This window comes from Maribacter sp. (genome assembly GCF_039974175.1).
GTDB lineage: Bacteria > Bacteroidota > Bacteroidia > Flavobacteriales > Flavobacteriaceae > Maribacter_C.
The window spans coordinates 592,138-618,823 of sequence record NZ_JBDWJN010000010.1 but is presented as its reverse complement, the minus strand read 5'-3'; the positions used below and the strand labels follow the sequence as shown (position 1 = coordinate 618,823).

27 protein-coding genes are annotated in these 26,686 nt (G+C 38.8%); 12 read left to right on the top strand and 15 right to left on the bottom strand.

What is annotated here, in order from left to right; all coding sequences use genetic code 11:
- Positions 1-6 precede the first annotated feature (6 nt).
- The 10 genes from ABJN95_RS11845 to ABJN95_RS11800 form a co-directional block, all read right to left on the bottom strand.
- Positions 7-2,031 carry a VWA domain-containing protein gene (locus tag ABJN95_RS11845; RefSeq protein WP_348370613.1) on the bottom strand — a complete coding sequence of 675 codons (2,025 nt, stop codon included), beginning with the start codon at positions 2,029-2,031 and terminating at the stop codon, positions 7-9.
- A gap of 71 nt (positions 2,032-2,102) precedes the next feature.
- The gene (fabG, locus tag ABJN95_RS11840; RefSeq protein WP_348370612.1) at positions 2,103-2,849 is read right to left on the bottom strand and encodes a 3-oxoacyl-[acyl-carrier-protein] reductase; all 747 of its coding nucleotides are present in this window, start codon (positions 2,847-2,849) and stop codon (positions 2,103-2,105) included.
- Between the two features lie 55 nt (positions 2,850-2,904).
- Positions 2,905-5,862: an insulinase family protein gene (locus ABJN95_RS11835; RefSeq protein WP_348370611.1), complete on the bottom strand. Its 2,958-nt coding sequence runs from the start codon at positions 5,860-5,862 to the stop codon at positions 2,905-2,907.
- Positions 5,863-6,015: 153 nt separating this feature from the next.
- The gene (gene sucD / locus ABJN95_RS11830; protein WP_348370610.1) at positions 6,016-6,888 is read right to left on the bottom strand and encodes a succinate--CoA ligase subunit alpha; all 873 of its coding nucleotides are present in this window, start codon (positions 6,886-6,888) and stop codon (positions 6,016-6,018) included.
- A 78-nt stretch (positions 6,889-6,966) separates the two neighbouring features.
- Complete coding sequence (locus ABJN95_RS11825; RefSeq protein WP_348370609.1) at positions 6,967-7,899, bottom strand: UDP-3-O-(3-hydroxymyristoyl)glucosamine N-acyltransferase; 933 nt, start codon at positions 7,897-7,899, stop codon at positions 6,967-6,969.
- A 19-nt stretch (positions 7,900-7,918) separates the two neighbouring features.
- The gene (gene efp / locus ABJN95_RS11820) at positions 7,919-8,485 is read right to left on the bottom strand and encodes an elongation factor P (RefSeq protein WP_348370608.1); all 567 of its coding nucleotides are present in this window, start codon (positions 8,483-8,485) and stop codon (positions 7,919-7,921) included.
- A gap of 24 nt (positions 8,486-8,509) precedes the next feature.
- The gene (lpxA, locus tag ABJN95_RS11815) at positions 8,510-9,295 is read right to left on the bottom strand and encodes an acyl-ACP--UDP-N-acetylglucosamine O-acyltransferase (RefSeq protein WP_348370607.1); all 786 of its coding nucleotides are present in this window, start codon (positions 9,293-9,295) and stop codon (positions 8,510-8,512) included.
- A gap of 1 nt (position 9,296) precedes the next feature.
- The gene (locus tag ABJN95_RS11810; RefSeq protein WP_348370606.1) at positions 9,297-10,703 is read right to left on the bottom strand and encodes a bifunctional UDP-3-O-[3-hydroxymyristoyl] N-acetylglucosamine deacetylase/3-hydroxyacyl-ACP dehydratase; all 1,407 of its coding nucleotides are present in this window, start codon (positions 10,701-10,703) and stop codon (positions 9,297-9,299) included.
- Complete coding sequence (gene lpxD / locus ABJN95_RS11805) at positions 10,690-11,721, bottom strand: UDP-3-O-(3-hydroxymyristoyl)glucosamine N-acyltransferase (RefSeq protein ID WP_348370605.1); 1,032 nt, start codon at positions 11,719-11,721, stop codon at positions 10,690-10,692. Before lpxD ends, ABJN95_RS11810 begins: the two co-directional genes overlap by 14 nt.
- A gap of 45 nt (positions 11,722-11,766) precedes the next feature.
- Complete coding sequence (locus ABJN95_RS11800) at positions 11,767-12,996, bottom strand: HD domain-containing protein (protein ID WP_348370604.1); 1,230 nt, start codon at positions 12,994-12,996, stop codon at positions 11,767-11,769.
- Positions 12,997-13,114: 118 nt separating this feature from the next.
- Between ABJN95_RS11800 and ABJN95_RS11795 the strand changes: the two genes are divergently transcribed.
- From ABJN95_RS11795 to ABJN95_RS11765, 7 genes are all read left to right on the top strand, one after another.
- Entirely contained in the window at positions 13,115-14,659 is a 1,545-nt protein-coding gene (locus ABJN95_RS11795) for a bifunctional response regulator/alkaline phosphatase family protein (RefSeq protein ID WP_348370603.1), read from the top strand.
- 4 nt (positions 14,660-14,663) lie between these two features.
- Positions 14,664-15,383: a hypothetical protein gene (locus tag ABJN95_RS11790; RefSeq protein WP_348370602.1), complete on the top strand. Its 720-nt coding sequence runs from the start codon at positions 14,664-14,666 to the stop codon at positions 15,381-15,383.
- 27 nt (positions 15,384-15,410) lie between these two features.
- The gene (gene tsaE, locus ABJN95_RS11785) at positions 15,411-15,812 is read left to right on the top strand and encodes a tRNA (adenosine(37)-N6)-threonylcarbamoyltransferase complex ATPase subunit type 1 TsaE (protein ID WP_348370601.1); all 402 of its coding nucleotides are present in this window, start codon (positions 15,411-15,413) and stop codon (positions 15,810-15,812) included.
- 266 nt (positions 15,813-16,078) lie between these two features.
- On the top strand, positions 16,079-16,219 hold the full coding sequence (locus ABJN95_RS11780) for a hypothetical protein (protein WP_348370600.1): 141 nt from the start codon (positions 16,079-16,081) through the stop codon (positions 16,217-16,219).
- 100 nt (positions 16,220-16,319) lie between these two features.
- A complete protein-coding gene (locus tag ABJN95_RS11775; RefSeq protein ID WP_348370599.1) occupies positions 16,320-16,979 on the top strand; it encodes a hypothetical protein in 660 nt (219 codons plus the stop codon).
- A 90-nt stretch (positions 16,980-17,069) separates the two neighbouring features.
- A complete protein-coding gene (locus ABJN95_RS11770; RefSeq protein ID WP_348370598.1) occupies positions 17,070-18,269 on the top strand; it encodes an alanine dehydrogenase in 1,200 nt (399 codons plus the stop codon).
- Positions 18,270-18,278: 9 nt separating this feature from the next.
- Positions 18,279-18,653, top strand: a complete 375-nt coding sequence (locus ABJN95_RS11765) for a DUF4258 domain-containing protein (RefSeq protein ID WP_348370597.1) — start codon at positions 18,279-18,281, stop codon at positions 18,651-18,653.
- 46 nt (positions 18,654-18,699) lie between these two features.
- Here ABJN95_RS11765 and ABJN95_RS11760 read toward each other — a convergent pair whose 3' ends face one another.
- Positions 18,700-19,866, bottom strand: coding sequence for a proline dehydrogenase family protein (locus ABJN95_RS11760; protein ID WP_348370596.1), 1,167 nt, complete (start codon positions 19,864-19,866; stop codon positions 18,700-18,702).
- A 142-nt stretch (positions 19,867-20,008) separates the two neighbouring features.
- Here ABJN95_RS11760 and aroB point away from each other — a divergent pair, with 142 nt between their 5' ends.
- Entirely contained in the window at positions 20,009-21,067 is a 1,059-nt protein-coding gene (aroB, locus tag ABJN95_RS11755; protein ID WP_348370595.1) for a 3-dehydroquinate synthase, read from the top strand.
- Between the two features lie 147 nt (positions 21,068-21,214).
- Complete coding sequence (locus ABJN95_RS11750; RefSeq protein ID WP_348370594.1) at positions 21,215-21,550, top strand: hypothetical protein; 336 nt, start codon at positions 21,215-21,217, stop codon at positions 21,548-21,550.
- 2 nt (positions 21,551-21,552) lie between these two features.
- Here ABJN95_RS11750 and ABJN95_RS11745 read toward each other — a convergent pair whose 3' ends face one another.
- The 3 genes from ABJN95_RS11745 to ABJN95_RS11735 form a co-directional block, all read right to left on the bottom strand.
- Positions 21,553-22,071 (bottom strand): DinB family protein, encoded by a 519-nt coding sequence (locus tag ABJN95_RS11745; RefSeq protein WP_348370593.1) that lies wholly within the window; start codon positions 22,069-22,071, stop codon positions 21,553-21,555.
- A 135-nt stretch (positions 22,072-22,206) separates the two neighbouring features.
- Positions 22,207-22,686, bottom strand: coding sequence for a winged helix-turn-helix transcriptional regulator (locus tag ABJN95_RS11740; protein ID WP_348370592.1), 480 nt, complete (start codon positions 22,684-22,686; stop codon positions 22,207-22,209).
- Between the two features lie 111 nt (positions 22,687-22,797).
- Positions 22,798-23,901 carry a M14 metallopeptidase family protein gene (locus ABJN95_RS11735; RefSeq protein ID WP_348370591.1) on the bottom strand — a complete coding sequence of 368 codons (1,104 nt, stop codon included), beginning with the start codon at positions 23,899-23,901 and terminating at the stop codon, positions 22,798-22,800.
- 125 nt (positions 23,902-24,026) lie between these two features.
- On the opposite strand from ABJN95_RS11735, the gene ABJN95_RS11730 reads away from it, so the two are divergent.
- Genes ABJN95_RS11730 through ABJN95_RS11720 form a run of 3 tightly spaced genes read left to right on the top strand, consistent with a single transcriptional unit; the run spans position 24,027 to position 25,635 of the window.
- On the top strand, positions 24,027-24,389 hold the full coding sequence (locus ABJN95_RS11730; protein WP_348370590.1) for a hypothetical protein: 363 nt from the start codon (positions 24,027-24,029) through the stop codon (positions 24,387-24,389).
- A gap of 19 nt (positions 24,390-24,408) precedes the next feature.
- On the top strand, positions 24,409-25,218 hold the full coding sequence (locus ABJN95_RS11725; protein ID WP_348370589.1) for a TerC family protein: 810 nt from the start codon (positions 24,409-24,411) through the stop codon (positions 25,216-25,218).
- A 33-nt stretch (positions 25,219-25,251) separates the two neighbouring features.
- The gene (locus ABJN95_RS11720) at positions 25,252-25,635 is read left to right on the top strand and encodes a hypothetical protein (protein ID WP_348370588.1); all 384 of its coding nucleotides are present in this window, start codon (positions 25,252-25,254) and stop codon (positions 25,633-25,635) included.
- Here the strand turns inward: ABJN95_RS11720 and ABJN95_RS11715 are convergent.
- The gene (locus ABJN95_RS11715) at positions 25,632-26,594 is read right to left on the bottom strand and encodes a sterol desaturase family protein (protein WP_348370587.1); all 963 of its coding nucleotides are present in this window, start codon (positions 26,592-26,594) and stop codon (positions 25,632-25,634) included. The genes ABJN95_RS11720 and ABJN95_RS11715 overlap by 4 nt on opposite strands.
- Positions 26,595-26,686: the final 92 nt, after the last annotated feature.

The window sequence follows — 26,686 nt, the reverse complement described above, 5'->3', positions numbered from 1 at the left end:
TCTTTTTTATGTTAGTCCGTTGTATTTTCTAATAAACCATTCCGCCGATAAAGCAGCGATAATAATTGCTAAAAGTACGCGAAAATCTATTAAAGATACGATATTTTTAGTGTCTTTTTGAGTGGGAACAAACCGATTATCAGCTATTAAATTTTGCAGTAAGCTATCCGTTTTATTAGGAAAATACACTTCCCCTTTTGTGGCAGAAGCCAGTTGACCTAGCTTTTTATAGTTGGTGGATAAAAACTGTTTTTCCACGTCGAAATCTAAGATGGTAAAGCTTCTGGAGAAGGATCGATTTTCATGTTCGACATTTACGGTAAACCTATATTGACCGGGTTGAATATCGGTCAAATCAGCCTCGTAAAAATTATTTTTTAATAACATTGGAATTTCTTGAGAACGCCCATTTTTGATATTCTCAAGTCTTAATACCAAAGACGCATTGGCATCAAAAACAAAAGCCTCGTCAAAATAGGTAGCCTTTATTTTGGCATCGTTACTGCCTTCGTAAACAGATTCATATGCTACATCAAGTCTGTTTTTTCCTTTATTAGAAGAGAGGTAAAGCACTAATTTTCCTATGAAATCATCGAAGTTTTGAAAGTTTTGATTATTTCTAAAACTCTGCATGCGCCATTTCCAGATGTTTTCTCCGAAGAGCACTAGCTCTTTTCCGTTCTCCCCGTCGTGAGCAAATAAAAGTGGAGAATTCATTTCTGCCCCCATTATTTTCATTTGCAATAGGCTTTCACCAGTGCGTACCCCAATTATTCCTGCGCCATTGCTCAAAGGCGGAAAACCATCTATTGAAAAATCGGAAATATTGAACTTGGTAAATCCAGCATTTAAAATCGGAAAAGTCTCTTGAACCGGATACTCGCTATTTATTCGATAAGTATTTTGAACGTCATTTAAAAAATTCCTGTCAACCACTTCACCTGTTATGGTAAATACACTTGCCCTTTTCTGTTGTAAATAGTTATAAAGCGGTGTGAAGGATGGATCGGGTTGATATAGAATAAACACATCGACCTCATCGAGGTCTTGCAGCTTGACCGTAGGTTTTATAACACGCACAGAACGTTGTTCGTTACTTTCTATAGATTTGCGTAAGGTGCCAATATCTGGATGCATCATATTGGAAATGATGGCGATGTTGGTCTTCTCATCAATGACTTCTATAACCGTATTTCGAGTGTTATTTTGCGTATTCCGTTCATTGCCTAAGGGGGCAATTGATACCGTAATATTTTTTAAACCTACCGTACCGGCATTCACCAAGGTTTGTATCATTTTACTATTCGCATCAATTGACAAGCTGATATTCTCTCGATATACACTTTTACCATTTACGGTGATGTTTACCGTCGAATTTACAGTTTTGTTTCCAGCATAGGAAACATAGATTTCCAAAGGGTATTTATTCTTAAGGAATGCATATTTATTGCTGTTGAGTTGATCAATACGAAGGTCTTCATACTGAGTTGTATCTCCTATGGCAACGGGATAAACAGGAAATTTAAGGTTGCTACCCGCAAAGGTATAGTCCTCTCCAATAGTGGTATTTCCATCAGACAATAGCAGCATTGCGGAATTCGAATTCGTATATACCTCATCAAGCGATTTTAGGGCTTTAGATATGTTGGTATTTTTATCTAAGAAAGACAGACTGTCGGTTTCTTGCACTGTACTGCCGAAATTGTAGTGTTCAACTTGGAACTTATTAGAAAGTGCGGTACTTGCGCTTATCTTGTTCAAAACTTCTTCAATGCTGCCGCTAGATGCAGCCACAGAGGTTGAGTTGTCGGTCAAAACAATCAAATTGGCTTTTTCCAGCGTATATTCATTCTTAGAAAACTTAGGATTGATAAGCAACACAAAAAGGCCGAGTAAGCCCACAAATCGTAAAATAGAAAGACCAAGGTAAAGCTTTCCTCGTTTTTTTGATTTGTAATGATATTGGAAAAGCACCAATAATAAAGCCCCTATTACGGCTAAAATTATAAGGAGAACGGTACTTGTCTGCATATCTTCTGGTTGATGGTTGTTAAGTGGTTTGAAAAATTACTTCGCCATCAACAAGCAACTGTCAACTATCATTAGGTTAGCATGCCACCGTCTACATTGAGTACTTGACCTGTAACATAAGCAGATAGGTCTGAAGCGAAGAACAAACATGCATTGGCAATATCCTCAGGAGCACCTCCTCTTTTCAAAGGAATTCCTTCGCGCCAACCTTGAACCACTTTCTCGTCTAACTTTGCGGTCATTTCTGTCTCTATGAAGCCTGGTGCTATAGCGTTGCATCTAATGTTTCTCGAACCCAGCTCAAGTGCAATAGATTTGGTAAAACCGATCATGCCAGCTTTTGAGGCCGCATAGTTAGACTGCCCTGCATTCCCTTTTACGCCGACAACACTACTCATATTAATGATAGAGCCTTTGCGTTGTTTTAGCAGTGTACGTTGTACCGCCTTGGTCATATTGAATACAGACTTCAAATTGATTTCGATTACCTTGTCAAAATCTTCCTCAGCCATACGCATTAAAAGGTTGTCTTTGGTAATACCAGCGTTATTGATGAGCACATCTATGCCCCCAAAATCTTCTAAAACTTTAGCCACCAAAGCCTCAGATTCACCAAAACTGGCTGCATTGCTTTTATATGCCTTGGCTTTTACACCTCTATCAGTAAGCTCTTTTTCGAGTGCTAAGGCCGGAGCTTCACTCGAGCTATAGGTAAAGGCAACATTTGCCCCATGTGCTGCGAACACCTGTGCTATTCCCATTCCTATTCCTCTACTCGCTCCGGTAATAATTACGTTTTTGCCTTCTAACAATTTCATTCTTAAGGTTGGTATTTAAATAAATTCAAAAGTACGATTTCTATGCCAACCTTGGTTAAGATTTTATGGGCGCCGGTTTTTCATAATTAAACAGGTAATCAACATCAAGCTCTTGCACTGTACCGAACTTTTTCAAAACATCAACGTCAACGTCCTTCTTATTACCAATAACCATTAAATCATAGGTAGAACCCTTGATATTGTCGTTAAAAAAGGTTCTCAAATCGTCAATAGTCATATTTTGAATTGCGTTGTACATTTCTTCTCTGTTATCTTCAGTAATTCCTTTGTCTTTTAGGCGCTCATACGACCAAAAAATATTGGTTTTATTTATTCTTTGCGCAGCCAGTTGCTTTAAGGTAGATTCCTTTGCCGCATTAAAATTCTCTTCAGCTTCAGGCATATTATTCATTAACTCCAGCATCGCATCCATGGCTTGATTCATTTTATTCGCCTGAGTACCTATATAAGCATAAACAAGATCAGGCTCACCTGCTTTTCTCGCTCCAGCATAGGCAGAAAAAGCTGAATAAGCCAAGGACTTTGATTCTCGTATTTCTTGGAAAACAATAGAGGAAAGTCCGCTCCCAAAATAGGTATTGAACAAGGAAGTCGCTGCCATTTTTTTAGGGTCGAAGGTATCTCCTTTGGCCAAAAACATCATTTCAGACTGCACCATATCGTAGTCTACAAAATACACGTTATTCGCCATGTCTTTCTTATCATACTTTTTCTTCTTTGGATACGCCTTGAATTCGGTAGGGATAGCATGCTTACTTGCCGCTGCAATACCCTGCTCCTTACTCTTACCGTAATAGAATAAACGGTGTTGATAGTTGCGAAGATCTTTTACAATAGCTACCAATTCTTGGGGATCTATAGCCTTGAGTTCTTCAATGGTATATATATCGCGTAACCTAGAGTTTTCACCATATTGGCCGTAACTCATCAGCCCATCCCACATAATACTACCTTTATTTGCTTTGGTTTCTTCTCTTCCTTTCGCAATTTTTAGCACAAATTTGTTATACGCTTCTTGATTGGCTTCGGCATTAGACCATAAGTTCTCTAGCAATTCAAGCCCTTTATCTATATTTTCTCTAAGACCAGATAAATAGACATAAGACCTGTCATTACTTGAACTAACCCCGTACGAAACACCCAGCTTATAAAATTCTTTCTTTACTTCTTCGGGTGAAAGGCCATCGGTTCCCAAATATTCTAAATACTGTACCGCTAGACCCAATTTCTTGTCATGGTCTTTACCCATATCAAAGATGATATAGAGTTCTGCCAAATCATTTAAAGAATTTGCCACATAGGAAAATTCCAATCCGTTATCCAAGGTACTTGTTTGAATGGCTTTAGCATAGTCAAGATATGTTGGCTCAATTTCAGGGGTTTTCATGGCATTGAATTCTTCTAAAAACACCGATGTTTTATCCCTATTTAATTCTATGGGCGTAATACCTGGGTTTTCTACTTTTACCAAGCCTTCATTTTCACCTTGCCGTTTATAAGCTGCCACATAGTTGTCGCCATAAAACCGATTTGCAAATGCCACTAACTCCGCTTTACTCACACTGCGCATGTCATCAATAAGCTTTACGCGATCTTCCCATTTTTGGAAGCTAGTAAATGCATTGACATAAGCTGAAGCAACTGCAGAGGCATTTCCCAAGCGTCTTATTTCGTTTAATTTTAAATCGTTGGTAACCGCTTCGATCATCCAATCATCAAAATCTCCTTTTTTTATTTTATCGATCTGTTCAAGCAACAAATCTTTCACCTCCTCTAAGGTTTGGCCAGATTTTGGGTTTCCGTATAAGGTATGAATTCCGTAATCGTTGTAAAATTGCACGTAAGAGCCAGCGCGCTGTACCTTTTGCTTTTGGTTTAGGTTTAGGTCAATAAGTCCAGCTTCGCTGTTTGCCAAAATCATGTCAACCAGTGTTACGAGTTTCTCTTCATCAGAACCCACTTTATCAGTACGGAAGGCCACATTCAAGGTTTCCGCCTCGGGACCGGTTACTTCGACAACAACTGGGCTGGTTATAGGTTCTTCAACCGGTCTTTCTGGATGCACTACCTCCTTATAAGCGAAAGCACCAAAAGTGTCATTCACCTTTTTGATGGTTTCTTCGAAATCAATATCGCCCACCAAGATTACGGCCATATTATTAGGTACATAATAGGTATCAAAGTAATTGTGAATAGCTTCCATTGAAGGGTTTTTCAAATGCTCCGAAGTACCGATGGTCTTTTGTTGTCCATACGGATGCGTAGGAAAAAGGGCATCGTTCAGAGCATAACTTAGTTTTCTAAAATCGACATCTTGCGATCTATTAAACTCCTCATAAACTGCCTCTAGTTCGGTATGGAACAACCGAAGTACCAATTGACTAAAACGTTCTGATTCTAATTTCAGCCATTTGTCTAACTCATTCGAAGGAATCTTGTTTGTGTAAACGGTCTGTTCATGCCAGGTCCAGGCGTTTGTTCCTTCGGCACCCAAAGAGCTTACCATTTTATCATATTCGTTCGCAATAGCTATTTTCGAAGCTTCTAGTGAAACACTATCGATCTTTCTATAAATCGCCTTTTTTGTTTCAAGCTCCGCTGCGGCCTTATGATCTTCATACAAATCGGAAATACGATCAAGAAGCTTTTTTTCTGATTCCCAATCTTGGGTTCCTATCTCGTCGGTGCCTTTGAAAACCATATGTTCTAGGTAGTGAGCTAAACCTGTATTATCGCTGGGGTCATAAACAGAACCGGCCCGCACAGGTATATAGGTTTGTATTTTTGGTTCGTCGGTGTTCTGGCTTAAATATACCTTTAGACCATTGTCTAAGGTATATAGTCGCAAACCAGTAGGATCATTGGTAACTGACTCATAGGTAAATCCGTTCACATCTTTTGCAGTGATTGTGGTAACGCTGTCTTCGGTTACATTCTGCTTACATGAAAAAAGGAATGTCCCTAAAAATAAGAGTAAAACTGTTCTTTTCATTCGTATATTTTTGATCGATTTGTACTTGGATTTGATAAATTTTAAACAGACGCCATATCAAACAGACGTGTGGAAAGAAAAATCCATCACACTAAAGTAAGAATGATGGATTTAACTGGAAGGAAAATTTAAGAATGTTTAACACATTTCTAATTATCCCATAACTTCTTTTACTTTCTTTCCGATTTCCGCTGGAGAATCTACTACATGAATTCCATGTTCTCGCATGATTTTCTTTTTGGCCTGGGCCGTATCATCACTTCCACCTACAATGGCTCCAGCATGTCCCATGGTTCTACCTGCGGGCGCAGTTTCACCAGCAATAAAACCAACCACTGGTTTCTGACTTCCACTGGCTTTGTACCACTTCGCTGCATCAGCTTCTAACTGTCCGCCAATTTCTCCGATCATTACCACACATTTTGTTTCTGGGTCGTTAATCAATAACTCTACCGCTTCTTTAGTGGTAGTTCCAATAATAGGATCACCCCCGATACCGATAGCCGTAGTTATGCCTAAACCTTGACGCACCACTTGATCAGCAGCCTCATAGGTCAGGGTACCAGATTTTGAAACGATTCCAACGTTTCCTTCTTTGAAAACGAATCCTGGCATAATACCTACTTTGGCCTCCCCTGGGGTAATTACTCCTGGGCAGTTGGGTCCGACCAATCGGCAATTTCTCTCTTTTATATAATTTGAGGCTTTGACCATGTCGGCTACAGGAATACCTTCGGTAATGGTAATGATGACCTTAATGCCAGCATCAGCGGCCTCCATAATCGCATCAGCGGCGAAAGCTGGTGGAACAAAAATAATACTAGTATCGGCACCAACTTTTTCAACAGCCTCGGTAACTGTATTAAAAACGGGTTTGCCTAAATGCTCTTGACCACCTTTACCTGGTGTAACACCACCAACAACATTGGTACCATATTCAATCATTTGTCCGGCATGGAAAGTTCCTTCACTACCGGTAAAACCTTGAACTATTATTTTTGAATCCTTATTTACTAAAACGCTCATGTATAAATCGGTTTATTTTTTGCTGCACAAAAATATAGGTTTGCAAACGAAATGTAAAGCAATACCCAGCTTATTATTCTATTCTTCTAATTTCCTTAGGATTGAAGGAATTTTTTTCACATATGCCAACTGCTTCAATTTTTCTCGAGACTCCTCTATAGGCGTGCCAAAATAACTTTTACCACCAGCGACAGATTTTGTAACCCCCGTTTGCCCCATAATTACCGCTCCCTTGCCTATGGTAATTCCAGAATTAGTGCCCACCTGACCCCAAATTGTTACCTCGTCTTCAATAATCACGCAACCGGCTATACCGGTTTGAGAAGCGATTAGGCATTTTTCACCGATTACGGTATCATGCCCAACATGTACTTGGTTGTCTAGTTTGGTGCCTTTCTTAATAGTGGTGGCTCCTGTAACGCCCTTATCAATAGTGCATGCTGCACCAAGTTCGACATCATCCTCCAACACAACGGTACCACCAGAAATCAACCTATCGAATCCCTCAGGTCGGTTTTTGTAGTAAAATGCATCTGAGCCCAACACACATCCTGCATGCAGAATTACGTTGTTGCCCAAAAAACAATTATCATAAATAGAAACATTGGCATGTATTAAGCAATTATCACCTATAACTACGTTGTTACCTATAAAAACATTGGGTTGTACAACAGTATTTTTTCCGATTTTGGCTGAATTGGCAATGGCGGTAGTTGACTTTTCGAAAGGCCTAAAGAAGTTTGTAAGCGTATTAAAATCTCGAAAAGGGTCGTCTGAAATCAACAACGCTTTTCCTTCCGGACACTGCACTTCTTTATTAATAAGAATTACAGATGCCTTGCAATTCAAAGCCTTGTCATAATATTTTGGGTGGTCTACAAAAACGATTTCACCTTCCTGAACAACATGTATTTCGTTCATTCCAAAAACTGAAAAATCATCTGACCCAACATATTCAGAATCAATGATTTCTGCAATTTGTTTTAAAGTGTAAGTTATAGGAAATCGCACGTACTTAAACTGGTTTGAATTACTCCTTTACACGTTCCATATACGCACCTTTTTCAGTATCAACTTTGATCTTATCACCTTCATTGATAAATAGTGGTACGTTCACCTCGGCCCCTGTTTCTACCTTAGCGGGTTTGGTCGCATTTGTTGCTGTATTGCCTTTTACACCAGGTTCAGTATACGTTACTTCAAGTATTACACTTGCCGGCATTTCTACAGACAATGGCATACTGTCTTCGGTATTGAAAAGCACCTTTACTATTTCCCCCTCTTTTAAAAGTCCGGGAGCATCAAGAGAACTTTCTTCAAGGGTAATTTGATTGTAATCATCAGTATTCATAAAGTGATACGTTTCTCCTTCGGCATATAAGTATTGATACGAACGAGTTTCTACCCTTACGTCATCAATCTTATGCCCGGCAGAAAACGTATTGTCTATGACTTTTCCTGTAGTAACACTTTTTAATTTAGTTCTTACAAATGCAGGGCCCTTTCCTGGTTTAACGTGTAAGAATTCAATAATTTTAAAAATATCGTGATTGTATCGGATGCACAGTCCTTTTCTTATATCTGATGTAGATGCCATTCTTCTTTTGGTCTATGGTTATTATTAATTATTGCTAAAATAGCCTTTCATGATTCCTCTTTGCGAATCTCTAATAAATTGTAGAATCTCGTCTCTTTCAGGGGTAGCCTCCATCTCAGCTTCGATAATCTGTACGGCTTGGCTGTTGTTGTAATTCTTCTGGTAAAGAATACGATATATATTCTGTATCTCTCGTATTTTTTCAGACTTGAAGCCTCTTCTACGCAGTCCTACAGAGTTAATACCTACATAGGAAAGCGGTTCACGAGCAGCTTTCACAAAAGGTGGAACATCTTTCCTAACCAAAGACCCCCCTGTTACAAAGGCATGTTGCCCAACAGATACGAACTGATGCACTGCAACCAATCCGGCTAAAATAACATTATCACCAATGGTAACATGGCCTGCAAGTGTTGAGTTGTTGGAAAAGATACAATTATTGCCTACCAAACAATCATGAGCTACATGACAGTAGGCCATAATCAGACAATTTTTACCAATTACTGTTTTGTTTCTATCGGAAGTTCCTTTATGTATTGTTGCGCATTCGCGAATGGTTGTACCGTTACCTATGGTAACCGTAGTTTCTTCACCCTCGTATTTTAGGTCTTGTGGCGGCGCCGAAATTACAGCTCCGGGAAAGATATTACAGTTTTTACCGATTCGCGCACCCTCCATAATGGTAACATTAGAACCAATCCAGGTGCCGTCACCAATCGTGACATTATTGTGAATTGTGGTAAAAGGCTCAACTACTACATTTTTAGCAATCTTCGCACCGGGGTGTATATAAGCAAGGGGTTGATTCATTCTAGTTTCCTTTTACCTTAAGAATTTGTGCCATAATCTCCGCTTCAGAAACTAGTTTTCCATTCGCATAAGCCTTGGCGTGCATTTGACATATACCGCGACGAATCGGAGACATCAAATCTAGTTTGAATATAAGCGTATCACCCGGAACCACTTGTTGCTTGTACCTAACGTTATCGATCTTAAGCAAATAAGTCAAATAGTTTTCGGGGTCAGGAACGGTACTCAAAACTAAAATACCACCGGTTTGCGCCATAGCCTCTAATTGTAATACTCCTGGCATAACTGGTGCACCTGGAAAATGTCCTACGAAAAAGGGTTCATTCATGGTGACATTTTTCATTCCTATAACATGTGTATCTGAGAGTTCGATAATTTTGTCAACCAACAAAAAAGGAGGCCTGTGTGGTAACATCTCCATGATTTTCGTCACATCCATCAGTGGAGGTTGGTGCAAGTCTACCTGAGGAACATTATTCCTTTTCTCGGTCTTAATAATTTTTGAAAGTTTTTTTGCAAACTGAGTATTGACGTAGTGCCCTGGCTTATTTGCAATTACCTTACCCCGTATTCTTGTGCCCGCCAAAGCCAAATCGCCTATGACATCTAATAACTTGTGCCTGGCAGCTTCGTTGGGTTGATGCAAGGTAAGGTTATCAAGAATGCCGTTGGGTTTGACCGAAAGTTTTTCCTTGTCAAACGCCTTCTCTAATTTCTTCATGGTTTCAGCCGAGATTTCCTTATCAACATACACAATGGCATTGTTCAAGTCACCTCCTTTGATCAGACCATGCTCCAACAATGCTTCCAGCTCGTGTAAAAAACTGAACGTACGTGCATCGGCAATTTCCGTTTTGAACTCAGATAGGTCGTTTAAGGTAGCATTCTGAGTTCCTAAAACCTTGGTACCGAAGTCGACCATTGTAGTTACTTGATAACTATCTGCGGGTATAACCGTAATCTCACTACCTGTTGATTCATCCTTGTATGATATTACATCTTTGACCACATACTCTGGTCTATCGGCCTCCTGTTCAACAACGCCAACAATTTCCAAAGCTTCGACAAAATATTTAGAAGACCCATCCATAATGGGAGGTTCAGGAGCATCTAGTTCAATAAGAATATTATCGATTTCCATACCAACTAAGGCAGCCAAAACATGTTCAGAGGTTTGAATTTTTACGCCGTGCTTCTCTAAATTGGTTCCACGCTGCGTATTTACTACGTAGTTAGCGTCAGCCTCGATTATGGGCTCTCCTTCTAGGTCTACACGCTTGAAAGCATAGCCGTGATTCTCGGGAGCAGGAACAAATTTCATGGTTACATTTTCACCCGTATGAAGCCCTACACCTTTAAGAATGACTTCTTTGGCTATCGTTCTTTGTTTATTGTTAGTCGTTATCACTATCAATCTTTTTTTCCAGTTCGTTAATTTGGTTTACAATTTTGGGGAGATTTTTAAAATGTACATATGACTTATTGAAGTCTCCATAATTCCAGGCAGGTGTACCCTGTAAAGTTTCGTTGTCTTTCACGTTTCTGCTAATACCCGACTGCGCTTGTATTCGCACATTATCGCCTATGGTAATATGACCCACAATTCCAACCTGTCCGCCGATCATACAGTGTTTTCCTATCTTGGTAGACCCGGCAACACCGGTTTGAGCGGCAATTACAGTATGCTCTCCTATCTCAACATTGTGTGCTATTTGTATTTGGTTGTCAAGCTTGACCCCTCTTCTTAGAATTGTTGAGCCCATAGTCGCCCTATCGATAGTAGTGCCCGCACCAACATCTACATCATCTTCAAGAATTACATTGCCCGTTTGAGGAATCTTACTAAAGGTACCGTTCTTATTTGGAGCGAACCCAAAACCATCAGAACCAACAATGGCACCACTTTGTATCACACAGTTTTTACCAATAATTGTTTCAGAATAGACTTTGGCACCAGAAAATATGATCACATTGTCATCGAGACTCACATTGTCACCGACATAGGCGTTTGGGTAAATTTTTACGTTTTTCCCCATCACAACATTCTCACCTACATATGAAAAAGCTCCCATATATAAACCTTCACCATATGTAGCGCTTTCAGCAATAAAAGCAGGGTTTTCAATACCCGTTTTTGTGTTTTTAACCTGATCGTAATACTCCAATAATTTAGAAAAAGACTCGTAGGCGTCTTCAACTTTTATCAAGGTCGTATCTAGGCGCTGTTCTGGTGTAAAGTCTTTGTTTACGATGGTTATAGAAGCCTTTGTAGTGTAGATGAAAGGCGTATATTTAGGGTTCGCTAAAAAGGTCAAAGAACCCTTCTCACCCTCTTCGATCTTGGCTAGCTTATGCACGGCTATCTCAGGATTTCCGTCTACTTCACCTTCCAAGATACCTGCAATCTGACTTGCTGTAAAAACCATGAGCACAAAAGTAAGAAAAATAGTTAAACCTAATTCTAGTTCAGCTTATACAGAATCTTTGGGGAAACACATATAATACTTGGTTACAGTTTTTGAAAGCGCTTTTAAATTCAGATGGTCAGACGCCTTGGCTACATCAGTTATCTTTCCATTCTTTCGTAAGATATTGATATTCTGCCTATCGGCATTATACGCGCGATTTTCAATAATACCCCTAAAGACAAAATAGCCCGCTTCTGCATCAGATAAATTGTATTTCGATTTTATTTGTTTAAAATGCTTTTCAAAAACAACATTACCAATGGGCTTGTTTTTCAATTTAATTTTTAGCAACTGTCTATTGAGTACCATTTGACAAAGTCTCGAAAGCACAAGATCAGTATGTGACTGCCATAACTTTATGGCCGCAAGAATATCGACATCATCTAATTTTGAAAATTGTTCGAGAACGGAAGTGTCAAAATTAGCTTCACTGATTTTATGAGTCATAAAAAACCTTAAAGCATCACTGCAACTTAGGTCAACACCATCTTTCAAAAGTTCTTTCGCTCTTTTTAAAATTCGAATCAGCAACTGTTCTGCGACAATACCTGTCTTGTGAAGGTATACCTGCCAGTACATAAAACGCCGAGCCATCAAGAACTTCTCAACTGAATAGGTGCCCTTTTCCTCTACCACCAACGCGCCATTTACTACAGTAAGCATAGTTATTAAACGTTCTGCATTGACATTGCCTTCTGCAACCCCTGTATAAAAACTATCGCGCTTTAGATAATCCATTCGGTCCATATCCAATTGACTGGAAACCAATTGATTTAAGAATTTCTTTGGGTGCTTTCCTTGAAAAATGGCAATGGCAACCGTTAAACTTCCGTTAAACCTTTGATTGAGCTCCTCCATAAAAAGCAAGGAAATATGTTCATGATGCACCCCTTCGACAATGCTGTTTTCCATAGCATGTGAAAACGGACCGTGCCCAATGTCATGCAGCAGAATGGCACATAACAAACCCTCTTCCTCTTCTTTAGAAATGTCAACATCTTTAAAACGAAGCACTTGAATCGCTTTCTGCATCAAATACATACTTCCTAAAGCATGATGAAATCGTGTGTGATGGGCACCAGGATAGACTAAATATGAAAGCCCCATTTGCGATATTCGCCTTAGTCTTTGAAAGTATGGATGCGCTATCAGGTCAAAAATCAGCGTATTGGGGATTCGAATAAATCCGTAAATTGGATCATTGAAAATCTTAAGCTTGTTCGATTCTGTCAAAATAAGTTTATTAACGAACCAAAGTTATGCAAATGCCGCGACATCTTGGTATACTTTATGCGGTGTTACCAATATCATAAAAGATGATTTTACACACTTCAAACACTAGTACCAATACATGAACAAAATAACGATTCTTTGGGTCGATGACGAGATCGACCTTTTAAAACCGCATATTATTTTCCTCGAAGGAAAAAACTATAATGTAATTACCAGCAAAAGTGGCCAGGAAGCACTTGAGGAACTTTCAGAGTCTCAAGTTGATATTGTTTTCCTAGACGAAAATATGCCTGGTATTTCGGGACTTGAAACCTTGAATGAAATCAAGGTGATGAACTCTACGCTACCCGTGGTTATGATTACCAAAAGTGAAGAAGAGTTTATTATGGAGGAAGCCATTGGTTCGCAGATCGCCGACTATTTAATTAAACCTGTAAATCCGAATCAAATTCTATTGTCTTTAAAGAAAAATCTTGACCATTCGCGTCTGGTTTCCGAAAAAACTACCTCAAACTACCAGCAGGAATTTCGGAAGATTGCGATGGATTTAGCAATGGTTAACAGTTATGAGGAATGGGTAGAATTGTACAAGAAACTGATTTATTGGGAAATGCGGCTCGAAGATATCGAAGATACGGGCATGTTTGAAATATTGGAATCTCAAAAGGTAGAGGCGAATAACCAGTTCGGAAAGTTTGTAGAGAGTAACTATCAAGATTGGTTTACCGATCCTTCAGGCCCGGTGATGTCACATACGCTGTTTAAAGAATGGGTGCAACCTGAATTAAGTCAAACTCCTACCCTCTTGGTTGTTGTAGACAATTTGAGATATGATCAATGGTACGCCTTTGAAGATAGCGTTAACTCCTTTTACAAAAAAACGAAAGAAGAATCATACTTGAGCATTCTTCCCACTGCGACACAGTATGCGCGGAATGCCATTTTCTCAGGATTGACGCCCTTGGATATGGAAAGAAGGCATCCAGATTGGTGGAAAAATGACACTGATGAAGGCGGTAAAAATATGTTCGAGGATAAATTTTTAGGAGCTCAAATTAACCGGCTTGGTCTCGACTTGAAATGGGAATATCATAAAATAACAAGTCTGAAACAAGGTAAGCAATTGTCTCAAAACTTTAGATCGCAAAAAAACAATGACCTAACGGTAATCGTGTACAACTTTGTAGATATGCTTTCGCATTCCAAAACAGAAATGGAGGTCATTAAAGAATTGGCATCGAACGATAAGGCATATCGCTCGCTTACCCAAAGTTGGTTTAAAAATTCACCCTTATTGGAAATTATTCAACAGGCCCAGGCTATGGGAATGAAATTGATTATTACCACAGATCATGGTACCATTAACGTAAAGCAACCTTCCAAGCTCATTGGTGATAAAGATACGAGCCTAAACTTGCGCTATAAAACGGGAAGAAGTCTAACTTATGAAGAGAAAGACGTGTTAGCTGCCCAAGACCCCAAAAGTATTCATTTGCCTAGTATTAATATGAGCAGTTCTTTTGTATTTGCAAAAAACGATTTGTTTTTTGCCTATCCGAACAACTACAACCATTATGTAAGTTATTACAGAAATACCTATCAGCACGGTGGTATTTCTTTAGAGGAGATGATTATTCCTTTTGTAGTGCTCGATCCAAGATAAAGCTATGATACCCGTACGAATCAAATTATCCAACTTGAAATTGGCCATGTGCATTTGCCTTGGCCTATATTCCTATATGGTCTCTGCTCAGCTTGTTGAGGTCAAGGACAATACCATTGATATTGCAGTGTTTAACCCGGCATATAATCCCGAAAAATACGACAAGGCCGAGGGTTCTCCTTATAGTAACGAAGCATTCATTCCGGTAAAGCTTGATTATCTAGACAAAACGCAGTTTGTGCGTTTCAATCTGGTTGACGACGTCATCGAATTAAAGTCTAAATCTGGTAAAAACTTAATAGTTGACTTGCAAAAAGATTTCAAAATTGAACTTTTAGACGGGTCAAACAAATTCTATTACACTGGCACCTTTAGCAATGAAGGTGTTAAAAGCAGATCATTTTTTGAACTTGTAAAAGAAACTGAATCGTTTCGTCTGTTTAAAAAAGAACGAAAAAAGTTCATAGAAAAACCAAAAGTAGAAGCTTATCAAGATGAAAAGTATGCTCGATTTATTGCTGTAAACGATTTGTATTATATTTCAGATTTTAAAACGAACTCATCACAAATAGTCGCTCTTCCAAGGAAAAAGAAAAAATTTGTTGCATTTTTTGAGGAAAAGGGAAAGTTGGTGGAAAAATTTATAAAAGCAGAAAAATTAGACATCAAAAAACAAGAGGATTTAATTCAAATCATGGATTTTCTTTTTACAGGAATTAAATAACTTTCCCGATGACAACTAAAAATGAAAATGACCTACACACAAAATGACATCGAGCAGGTAGCCAACGAGCTAATCACCAAGGCGACATCAAGAACCCTATGTTTTTACGGCCCGATGGGCGCTGGCAAGACCACATTAATCAAATCAATAGTCAATGCATTAGGTGGTGCCGATGCCGCAAACAGTCCCACATTCGGAATTGTAAATGAATATCATCATACCGACGGTGAAATATTGGGGTATCATTTTGATTGCTATCGCTTAGAAGACGAAACCGAGGTTTTGGATCTGGGTTTTGATGAGTATCTAGATCAAGATGTCTGGGTTTTTATTGAATGGCCTGAAAAAATAAAAACTTTTTTACCAGAAGATAACTTCCCTATACATATTGCAATCATAGATCCTTTAACAAGAGAAATCACTTTGTAATAGTACTTTCTTTTTATTAAATGCGGCACTGAGATTCTTAATTCTTTTCAGTTGTTTAGCTTTCAAAGCTTGAATTAAGCAAATTTCATATCGTTTTTTGTCAGATTTTATTGTATTTATCTTCTTAAAAAGGCAAATAAATCGACAAAACATGCTTTTTTAACGTTTAAGTGCATGATTTTAACATTTTTTGTTAAAATAATTAACACTAATTTCCTACTTTTGAAATGAGAAAAAGTCCTATTCTAACTAAAAACTTAATGAAAATGAAAGCAAAAAGATTTATTTTTGGCCTATTGGCTTGTGTAACATTATTAGCTGTTTCTTGTGAACCAAACAATACCGCAGAAGAAGATGATTTTTATGAGGTTGGTGTTGACAAATCTAAACTAACGAAGAAAATCTAGTTTATAAAAAACTGTATTTGAACAAGGGACAATGTAAGTTGTCCCTTTTTTTATACTATTTTTTAAGTTTTGTCGTTAGCGAAATACATTCCATTTGAAAATGACTGATAGAAACAAAAGTAAAAAGGCAAAAAGGAAGATCTTCATTGAATCTACCCTAGTTTTTTTTGTTGCTATTTCTCCATTCATCTACAAACTTTACGATTATTTACCTGAAAATCCTGAAGCCACCATTTCTTTTTTTGGAATGACCATCGACAATAATGGCTTTCCCGATATTTCCACTTACGCTTGGTTTTTAATGAGTAAGCTTGTACCACTTTACCTAATGATATTTTGGTTCTTAACATCAAAAAATTGGTGGTATCATATTATTCTAATTCCTATTGCGATGTATGCCTTTCAGATATTTGAGGTTATATATTCAGATGACCTCTATGTAGATACCGAAAATATTTGGTGGTTATTACCAATCTGTATGGTAATCATTCCGTTTGTATATCTAATTCGAATAAAGCTATATGACAGGCATGTACACGGTATTGACTTGGAGGCCATGGAGGCCGAACTACATGCACTAAAGCAAAAAAGATTAAAGCAACAGAACATCGAGGCCAATAAGGTTGAGCTACCCAAAGCTGAGCTACCCAAAGTTGACTATCGGTCATTATCGGAATGGATCGATCAAGAGCTTTCCACGGCCAAATTAGCACAACGGCTTCGCAACTTTCAAAACAGCCTAAAAAACTGGTTTCTATAAATTATCAGTTTTCTACTTTACAATTTAGAATTCCTATAAAAATTGTAATTTTGATTACAGCGGTAGATCCGTTGCTTACAATTACGTTCTATGAGCCAACCCACCTCACCATTTAGCAAACAACAATTACTGCCGCAAGAAGAAACCCTTGAAGTACTCAAGCAAAAGGGCGAGCTTTTTATAGGTATTCCTAAAGAGAACCTGTATCGAGAGAAACGTGTTTGTCTTACCCCAGATGCTGTGAACGCCATTACCGCAAACGGCCATCGCGTACTGATCGAATCTGGTGCGGGCGAAGGTGCCTTTTATACCGATATCGAATACACAGAGGCCGGAGCTGAAGTGACAGGAGATACCAAAAAAGTATTTGGTTGCCCGTTGATCTTAAAGGTAGAACCACCTACCCTATCGGAAATTGAATGGATAAATCCGCAGAGCACTGTTATTTCAGCCCTGCAAATAAAGACCGCATCTAAAAAGTATTTTGAAGCACTTGCCAATAAAAGAATTACAGCCGTAGCATTTGAATACATTCGTGATGAAGATGGCAAGTACCCGGTTGTACGCTCGTTAAGTGAGATAGCCGGAACATCATCAGTACTTATCGCTTCAGAAATTTTAGCAGCCACCAATGATGGTAACGGTCTTATGTTCGGAAACATCAGCGGTGTACCCCCAATCGAAGTGGTCATTATAGGAGCCGGAACTGTAGGGGAGTTTGCGGCGCGTTCTGCATTGGGTCTGGGAGCAAATATACGCTTGTTCGACAATTCGATTACCAAACTAAGAAACATTCAAACGAATTTGAAACAAACCGTTTACACCTCTACCATACAACCCAAAAATCTTAAGAAAGCCTTGCGACGTTGTGATGTTGCTATTGGTGCGACGCGCGGAAAAGACCGTTCTCCTGTGGTCGTTTCAAGTACCATGGTGGAAACCATGAAGAAAGGGGCAGTGATTATAGACGTAAGTATCGATATGGGAGGCTGTTTTGAAACCAGTGAGATTACCTCTCACGAAAAGCCCACCATAGAAAAGTTTGGTGTCATACATTATGCAGTACCAAATATACCGTCTCGATACCCTAAAACCGCTACCATCTCAATAAGCAATATCTTCACTCCTTATTTATTAAAGCTAGGCGAAGACGGCGGACTTGAAAATTCGCTTCGTTTTGACAAAGGATTGCGAAACGGTTTGTATATGTACCACGGCATATTGACCAGTAAGTCTGTTGGCGAATGGTTTGACCTGCAGTATAGCGATATCAATTTTCTTATCTTTTAAATACACTTCATGTTCATAAAGCGTTTGGGCTATTTTATGGTTGGCCTTTCTATCGGAATCGTATTTCTAACTTTTTTTCTAAAAAAGAAAGCCGACGAAACCGGAGTATCTTTCTGTTACCTGCCAAATTGTCGAGTGCTAAAAGACATGCGTTCGAAGCCCATCGAATATGCCGATCGTATTTCTGAAATGCTGGAAAACCAAGAATTAGACAGTCTGGCTGTTACCTATTTTTTAACAGAAGGAGATATTGACTTTAGTAGCAGTGATACCAAATCAAAACCGTGCAAAACCTACTTTATTGAAGGGGAGCTAGCGTTGAAGGAAGTCACCATGGAAGTCAGAAACTGTCCGAATAAAGTAACGATAATTGGTTTGCAATAAATAATTGCAAGCACCAAATGACTTAAGAATATCGACCACTTACTACCTAGATCTTACGTCTTTTCTTTTCCTTTTTTAACAAGCCTAGTTCTCTAGTAGTCTGTCCGGCAACGGAGGTGTTTTCCTCAGCCCTCCTGATGAGATATGGCATCACGTCGCGTACGGGGCCAAATGGCAAATACTTGGCAACATTATATCCTTCTTTTGCCAGATTAAATGAAATATGATCGCTCATTCCAAAGAGCTGTCCGAACCAAACCCTTGCGTCTCCGTTGGCAATCGAGGCATTTTTCATCATTTCCATCAGACGGTACGAACTATACTCATTATGAGTACCTGCAAAAAGTGAGATCGTGTCTAAATTTTCGAGCATGTATGCAACAGCAGTGTCAAAATTCTCATCGGTAGCTTTTTTCGATGCACAAATTGGTGATGCATAACCCTGCTCCTCTGCCCTATCATTTTCTTTCTCCATATAAGCACCGCGAACTACTTTCATACCAATTTTGAATCCGTCAGCGATCGCTTTTTGGTGCAGTTGCTTTAGGTAATCCATTCTGTCCCAACGATACATCTGCAAGGTGTTGAAAACTATTGCTTTGTTCTTATTGTACTTCCGCATCAGATCTTCTACAACCTGGTCAGCCGCGTCTTGCATCCAGCTTTCTTCTCCATCGATCAGTAACGAAACATCTAAGTCATAGGCCTTTTTACACGCCTTGTCAAACCTGCCAATTACCCTTTGCCATTCTTGTGTCTCCGCCGCTGTTAATGCTTTGCCATCCCCAATTTTTTGATATAATGCAAATCTGCCAAAACCGGTAGGTTTGAATACCGCAAAGGGAATCGCATCTTTCTCCTTTACAAAATCAAGAATTTTCAATATCGTTTCCAAAGCGCTATCAAAGGGGTCGTCACCTTCCTGTCCTTCCACGGAGTAATCCAAAACAGAACAGACTCCCTTTTCATACATTTTATCTACAACGGGCAAGCAATCTTCTTCGCTAACGCCACCACAAAAGTGATCAAAAACCGTTGCGCGAATGAGGCCTTCAACGGGAAGGTGCGCTTTAATAGCAAAATTGGTCATCGCCGTACCTATGCGCACCAAAGGTTCATTGGCAATCATTTTAAATAGGAAGTATGCTCTTTCTAGTTCCGAATCTGTTTTAAGTGCAAAAGCGGTTGAAGTATCCTCAAAAAGTCGATCCATTTCTTACGATTACATTGGTCACCAAAGATAAAAACCACATTTGTATTCTTTTGAAAAAAAATTAGGTTTATTTTGCGAAAGAGATTCCCGTCAGATTATAGGAACCGAATACAAAGGGCGGGAAAAATTTAAATTACTATTTGTGGAATCAATTGTAACCGCTACTTACGCAGTACATTTTAATGAAATAGCTTACCTGCAATTAAATGAACACCTAGCAGAATCCTCCTATTCCAAGATATTTGTCTTGGTCGATGAAAACACCCATGCAAGTTGCCTTCCGACTTTCATGTCACAAGTTGCCGTGGCTAATTATGAGATTATAGAAATCGTGTCTGGCGAGGAAAATAAAACCATAGACACTTGTACCGGAGTATGGGAAGCCTTATCGGAATTAGAGGCCGATCGCAAAAGTTTACTGATCAACTTAGGAGGGGGTGTTGTTACCGATTTGGGTGGGTTTGTAGCTTCTTGTTTCAAAAGAGGAATAGCCTTTATTAATGTACCTACTACCCTACTTGCTATGGTCGACGCATCTGTCGGCGGCAAAACCGGAGTTGACCTGGGGCCATTAAAAAATCAGATTGGGGTAATCAATCAACCTGAAATGGTTTTGATTATTCCGTCATTTCTTAAAACCTTAGCGGAACGTCAGCTGCAAAGTGGCTTTGCCGAGATGCTCAAGCACGGCCTCATTCAAAAAAAGAACTACTGGGAGGTATTGAAACTAATTTCGAGTTTTGATGCCATTGATGATTTGATCTATGATTCTGTGGTAATAAAAAATAAGGTGGTCTTACAAGATCCAACGGAAAAAAACCTTCGGAAAATTTTGAACTTCGGTCATACCCTTGGCCATGCGGTCGAATCTTATTTTCTCGAGAGTGAAAACCATGAGACCTTATTGCATGGAGAAGCTATTGCTATTGGCATGATCTTGGAAGCATATCTATCACATAAATTATCAGGACTTTCAGAGCTAGAATTGATCGATATTAAGACGACGTTTTTAAGGCGTTATAATAAAGTAGACTTTTCATCTGAAGATATAAAGATCATATTAGGTCTTCTAAAATTTGACAAAAAGAATTCCCATGGCAATATTAATTTTGTATTGCTAAACAAAATAGGTCTTCCAACGATTGACGAACAAATTCCTGATAATTTGTACGCCGAAGCTTTTGCATACTACAAAGAATAGTAAGTACGTATACTAAAAAACCCATTTGACAACTCTTTCAAAAATCCATAGAAAAAAAAACATAGTTTAGGTAGGGTAAAACGATCCGATCTGTTTTCCAAAATGGTTTGTGATCGTCTTATTAACCAAAAACCAAAACCTACGACTATGATACGTAAACTTGTAGATTATAAAAAGTTAGACCACGACTTGGCAGCTTTGTTAATCGAAACCTACCCTTACGGCTATGGCGATGATGACATCATTACATTCAAAAACGCACATGGTGAAATTATCGAAGCTGTTGAAATCAGAACTGATGACACTTTGTACCTTGTCAAAATAAGTCAAAGTCTAGCGCGCTTTATTTCAAATTTCGAGGATACTATCGAAAAAGAGTTGGAGTCTAAATCCGAACCTATCTTAGAGGAAGTCGACGCCCAAGAAGCCGATATGGATTTCAATTCAGAACAGGAAACCGAGGAGGATCAAGAAATCGACTAGGGTTATAAATACCGTTCTCGAATAATATCTCTGTGATGCCTTTGATGCCCGCAGATTATAAAGCCAATAGCTCCAACACTCATTGGAGAATTACTAGCCGTACCAACTCGCTTCAAAATACTATCGTCAAGAGATGCAAACAAGCTTATGGTGGAGGCACGTACTGTCTTGTATTCCTCAACCATTTCGGCAATGCTTTTGGCGTTTGCACCCGATTCAGGAACAAAAGCATCTTGATCAAACCCTTGTAAAGGGGTTTTGTCATTTCGCGAGATACGAAACGCTCGGTATTGGAAAATTCTTTCGGTATCGATAATATGTTGTAGCGCTTCTAAAATGGTCCATTTTTCTGGAGCATAGGCATATTGCAACTTTTCTTGAGGAATGCTAGTCATGAAATTGGGGAAGTTCTGCAACTGTTTTATCAAGGTCGGTAGCAACTCTGAGGTGTTCGCTAATTTATCAATATACGTTTTGAAGTACTCATTATAATCTCCTTCTTTTAATTCTGATGGTTTCATAGGCTTATGTACATTTTGTTGTGCGCGCAAATGCAATTGCAATCATTAGCAACATAGTCATGGTGCATTGCGTATATAAAAATAAAAATCCCATGCGATAAAGCATGGGATTCTCGTTATATTATTTTTCAAGACCTACAGGTCATTAAAAATTTTATGCATCAAGCGTTTTTTATCGTTGATACTCTCCTCAAGTGAAATCATGGTTTCCGTTCTGCTGATACCGTCAATATCGTCTATCATGAAAATAATATTTTTTGCATGATTCGTATCCATAGCACGAATTTTACAGAAAATATTGAACTTACCTGTCGTAATATGGGCCACCGTGACATTAGGAATTTGCTCTAAACGTTCTAACACAAATTTTGTCTGGTGCGTTTTTTCAAGAAAGATTCCGACATAGGCGATAAAGGCGTAGCCCAACTTTACATAATCAAGTGTTAAGGAAGAGCCCTTAATAATGCCAGCTTCTTCCATCTTCTTTACACGCACATGAACGGTACCTGCTGAGATTAATAGTTTCTTTGCTATATCAGTGAATGGAGTTCTAGTATTGTCAATCAACATATCTAGAATCTGGTGGTCAATTTCGTCTAGTTTAACTTTGGCCATAGAGTATATTTTTGGGCAAAAATAAAAAATTAAGAAATAAAATTCAACAAAACCATGTATTTTTTAACAAAAATGTAATGAATTATTAATATTCTGAAAAATTATTCAATTTTATTGCTTTAGCAATTCCCAAAAATTTTGCCCTTTAAGTGAAGTTAAATCGCCTTTTACCCTACCGTCATAGGTGCGATGACCAAAGTACTCGTCAAGGCGTCCCGTTTTTTCGATTTTGGCTTGGAAAGTAATCTTTCCATCTTTTAAAACTTCTGAGAATACAATACCAACATCTTTTGTAAAGGATGGATTTATCATCTGTGCATTTCGTATTAGTATATCAAAGAAAAGTTTATTGTTCTCGGGAATTTCAAAATAGCTTTTTTCTGAATAGGATTTGGTTTCATCTTCACCAATACAATGCAGCGCTTTTATCAGAGCATAAGCGATATATTCTCTGGTTCTTTCACGCTCATAATCCTCTTGAAAGTGCCCTGCTTCGAACAAGACTGTTGGGGTTTTCAACATTTGAAACGTATCTCCAATGCAATTCGCATTGAATGCATCGTCGTAACGCCCCATTTGTCCTGGTATTACTTTCTGAAGTTCGGTATTCATTGCGGCAATCAATTGCATACTCAGCCTACGGGTATCTGAAATAGAACGTGCCTTATCGTGTGATGGTGCCAGAAAAGAAACGGTTGCTGGTTTTGACGTATCCCCAACATTATACATGGTGCGTTGATCGTGCAGGTTGAAACAAAAGCTTGGCTGAAAATCTTCATAGACATCTCTAAGAACCTTACTTTCTGGCTGAGTTCGCGTCTGCGCATCTCGGTTTAAATCAACAGCATTAGCGTTGAATCTTGTATAGGCTTCTGCTCCATCAGGATTCAAGATTGGAATAATCTTTATCGTATTATTACGTAAGAGTGCAGTTGCTATAGCATCTTTTGATTCTAAAAATCTGAGTAGATCCAATACTGCTTTGGTAGTTGTTGACTCATTCCCATGCATCTGCGACCACATCAAAACTTTCTGATTTCCCGTGCCAACGGTAACACTTTTTATAGGTCGCCCCTCAACAGAAGCACCTATGGTTTCAACTGTAAATTCAGGTCTTAAAGTGGTTAAGAAATTAATAATCTGGGCGTTGACAACATATCTGCCCTGAATAGCGCTCTCCTTAAATTTTAAATATGTACTGTGGTCTATAAGCATACGAAGCTGCAAAGATACCCACAAAATAAAAAACAGTACCCATGTATAAATTAAGGCGGAATGCACAACAAGAATCTGACTATTCGCATGGCATCTAAAGCTTAATTTAGTACTTTGTGCTTCAAATGAGAAAAGAACTTTATACACTGTTTATTGCGATTTTGACGCTCTCTTGTTACCAGCAGCCAGAACGCAACTGTCAAGATTACAAAACAGGAACTTTCAGTTTTGATTATGTAGTAAACGGAGAAGAAAAGGTTGGGAAATTTACTAGAGATGAGCAATATAGCATCGAGTATTATGACAATAAGATAGACAGTGCTACCGTGAAATGGCTAAACGAATGCGAGTTTGTTTTACAAGATCTAAAGTCAAAAGCATCTGTACATATGAAGATATTGTCTACAACAGATAATTCTTATACATTTGAATACAGCCTTGTTGGGGAATCAAAAAAGTTAAAAGGAACCGCTGTAAGAACTAAATAACACTAACACCAATACTGCCATGTTTGAAATTTTCGCTAGTCCTGATGCTTGGATCGCACTTCTGACACTTACTTTTTTAGAGATTGTTTTAGGAATCGACAATATAATTTTCATCTCCATCGCAGCTGGCAAACTCGAACCAGGTCAGCGAAAAAAAGCGACCAATATTGGGCTAGTGCTCGCCATGGTAATGCGTATTGTTTTATTATTCGGTATTACTTGGCTTACCGCTGCCAGCAAGCCGTTTTGGGTTTTTGATACTGATTGGATTTCAGGTGGTGTCAGCTGGCAGGCACTTATTCTCTTTGCGGGTGGACTGTTTTTGCTTTATAAAAGTACACGCGAGATTCACGAAAAGGTCGAAGATCGAGGGCATGATGAACGTGAGGTGACTAAATCTAGAGGAGATACTTTGACCAAGGCGATTGTTCAAATTACTGTTATTAACATTGTATTTTCCTTTGATTCAATTTTGACCGCCATAGGTATGACCAACGGTATTTCACCCAACCCAAATGACGCCTTGATTTTGATGATTGTGGCTGTGGTGATTTCAGTAATTATTATGATGTTGTTTGCCAACCCTGTAGGCGAGTTTGTGAACAAACATCCCTCTATTCAAATACTCGGGCTTTCCTTTTTAATCTTAATTGGATTTATGCTTGTTGCCGAAGCTGCCCATATCGGACATCTTATTGTGTTCGGGCAAGAGGTAGGTACTGTTCCCAAAGGATATCTCTATTTCGCTATTGCCTTCTCACTGATGGTAGAATTCTTTAACATGCGTATGAGCAGAAATAAAGGTATTCAGGAAGAGGTGGAGTCCTAACTAGCACTACAATCAATTACCATAACATTTCATATGAACTCAAGAAAAGCAATTACTATAATCTTGGGTATACTTCTGGTGACCGTACTTTTTCACCTTTGTATTATTGTACAGCTTATTCCCTATGACATCACCTGGGGCGGACGGTTGAAAACTGATGCTGAAATGTATGTTTTTGAATCCCTATCGCTACTGCTCAATATCGTATTAGGCTGGATACTATTAATAAAAGGTAGATATACCCGTGCAGTAGTATCGATAAAGTTGGTAAACACAATCTTATGGGGCTTTCTTTTCCTTTTTGTTTTAAATACAATCGGAAATTTATTGGCCGAGACTAACTTTGAAAAACTGTTTGCACTGCTGACTTTAGCCCTGGCAATACTCCTTTGGATAGTGCTAAGAAAAAAGACCTAGTTCGGCCGACTAAAAACCACCTCAGGGTTCTCTGCCTGTTGCTGCTTAAACAAGCGTTGCTGCTGCTTCACGGTCATCGTACTACCATCATGACTCCAACCTGGAGGACCAAAGATATACATGAACTTATGAGACCATTTGGGAGATTTTTTTAAATCGTTCCAGATATCCTTATACTCGTGGGTTAAGATGACCATGGGGTTATAAGACTCGGGTGCATGAATTACCCCGAACTTCACATCTACATCATCATCTAATTCTTTCCATGTGCCGAATATCTTATCAAAAAAATTCAAAAAACCACCATGGTTCTTATCTAAGTATTCAACGTTTTGCGAATGATGCACCTGGTGCATGGTGTGTGTATTGAAGATTTTTTCAATCCACCCCATCTTAGGCACGTATTTGGAGTGCAACTGAAATTGCCAAAAGGATTCTATGGCCAGTGCAAAAATAACTACCTCTACTGGAAATCCAATAGCAGGCATCCACATGTAAAAGAAAGGTTTATATAACAGAGTGAACCAACCATTACGAATGGCTGTCCCCAAATTAAAGTGGTCGGAAGAGTGGTGCACTATGTGGGCCGCCCAAAGCACTCGTATTTCGTGATTGGCCCGGTGGAACCAATAATACGTAAAGTCGTCTGCCAATTGGCATAACAGAAAAATATACCATTCATAGCCAAAAGACTTATACCCCATTATATTCATACGGTCGCCAGTAATCGCGTCAACCGGATTGAAAAGTTCGTAGGTAAAATTGAAAACCACAATAAGAACGGTCACTTTTACCAAAGGACCTAAAATTGCCGAACCAACACCCATGGCGCCACTTGCCAGCAAATCTTTCCAAACATACAGATCTTCATCGCCATGTGTATGACTATAGGTAATCTCCAGTAAAATAAAGGCTATAAATGCGGGTACTCCGTAAATGAGGGGGTTCGTTAAATCCATTCGGTATTTTAAATTTCGCTAAAGATAGGTAATATCAATTCCAATGCACAAGATGTTGAGTGTTTTGCACTATACTAGTATAGACCATAACT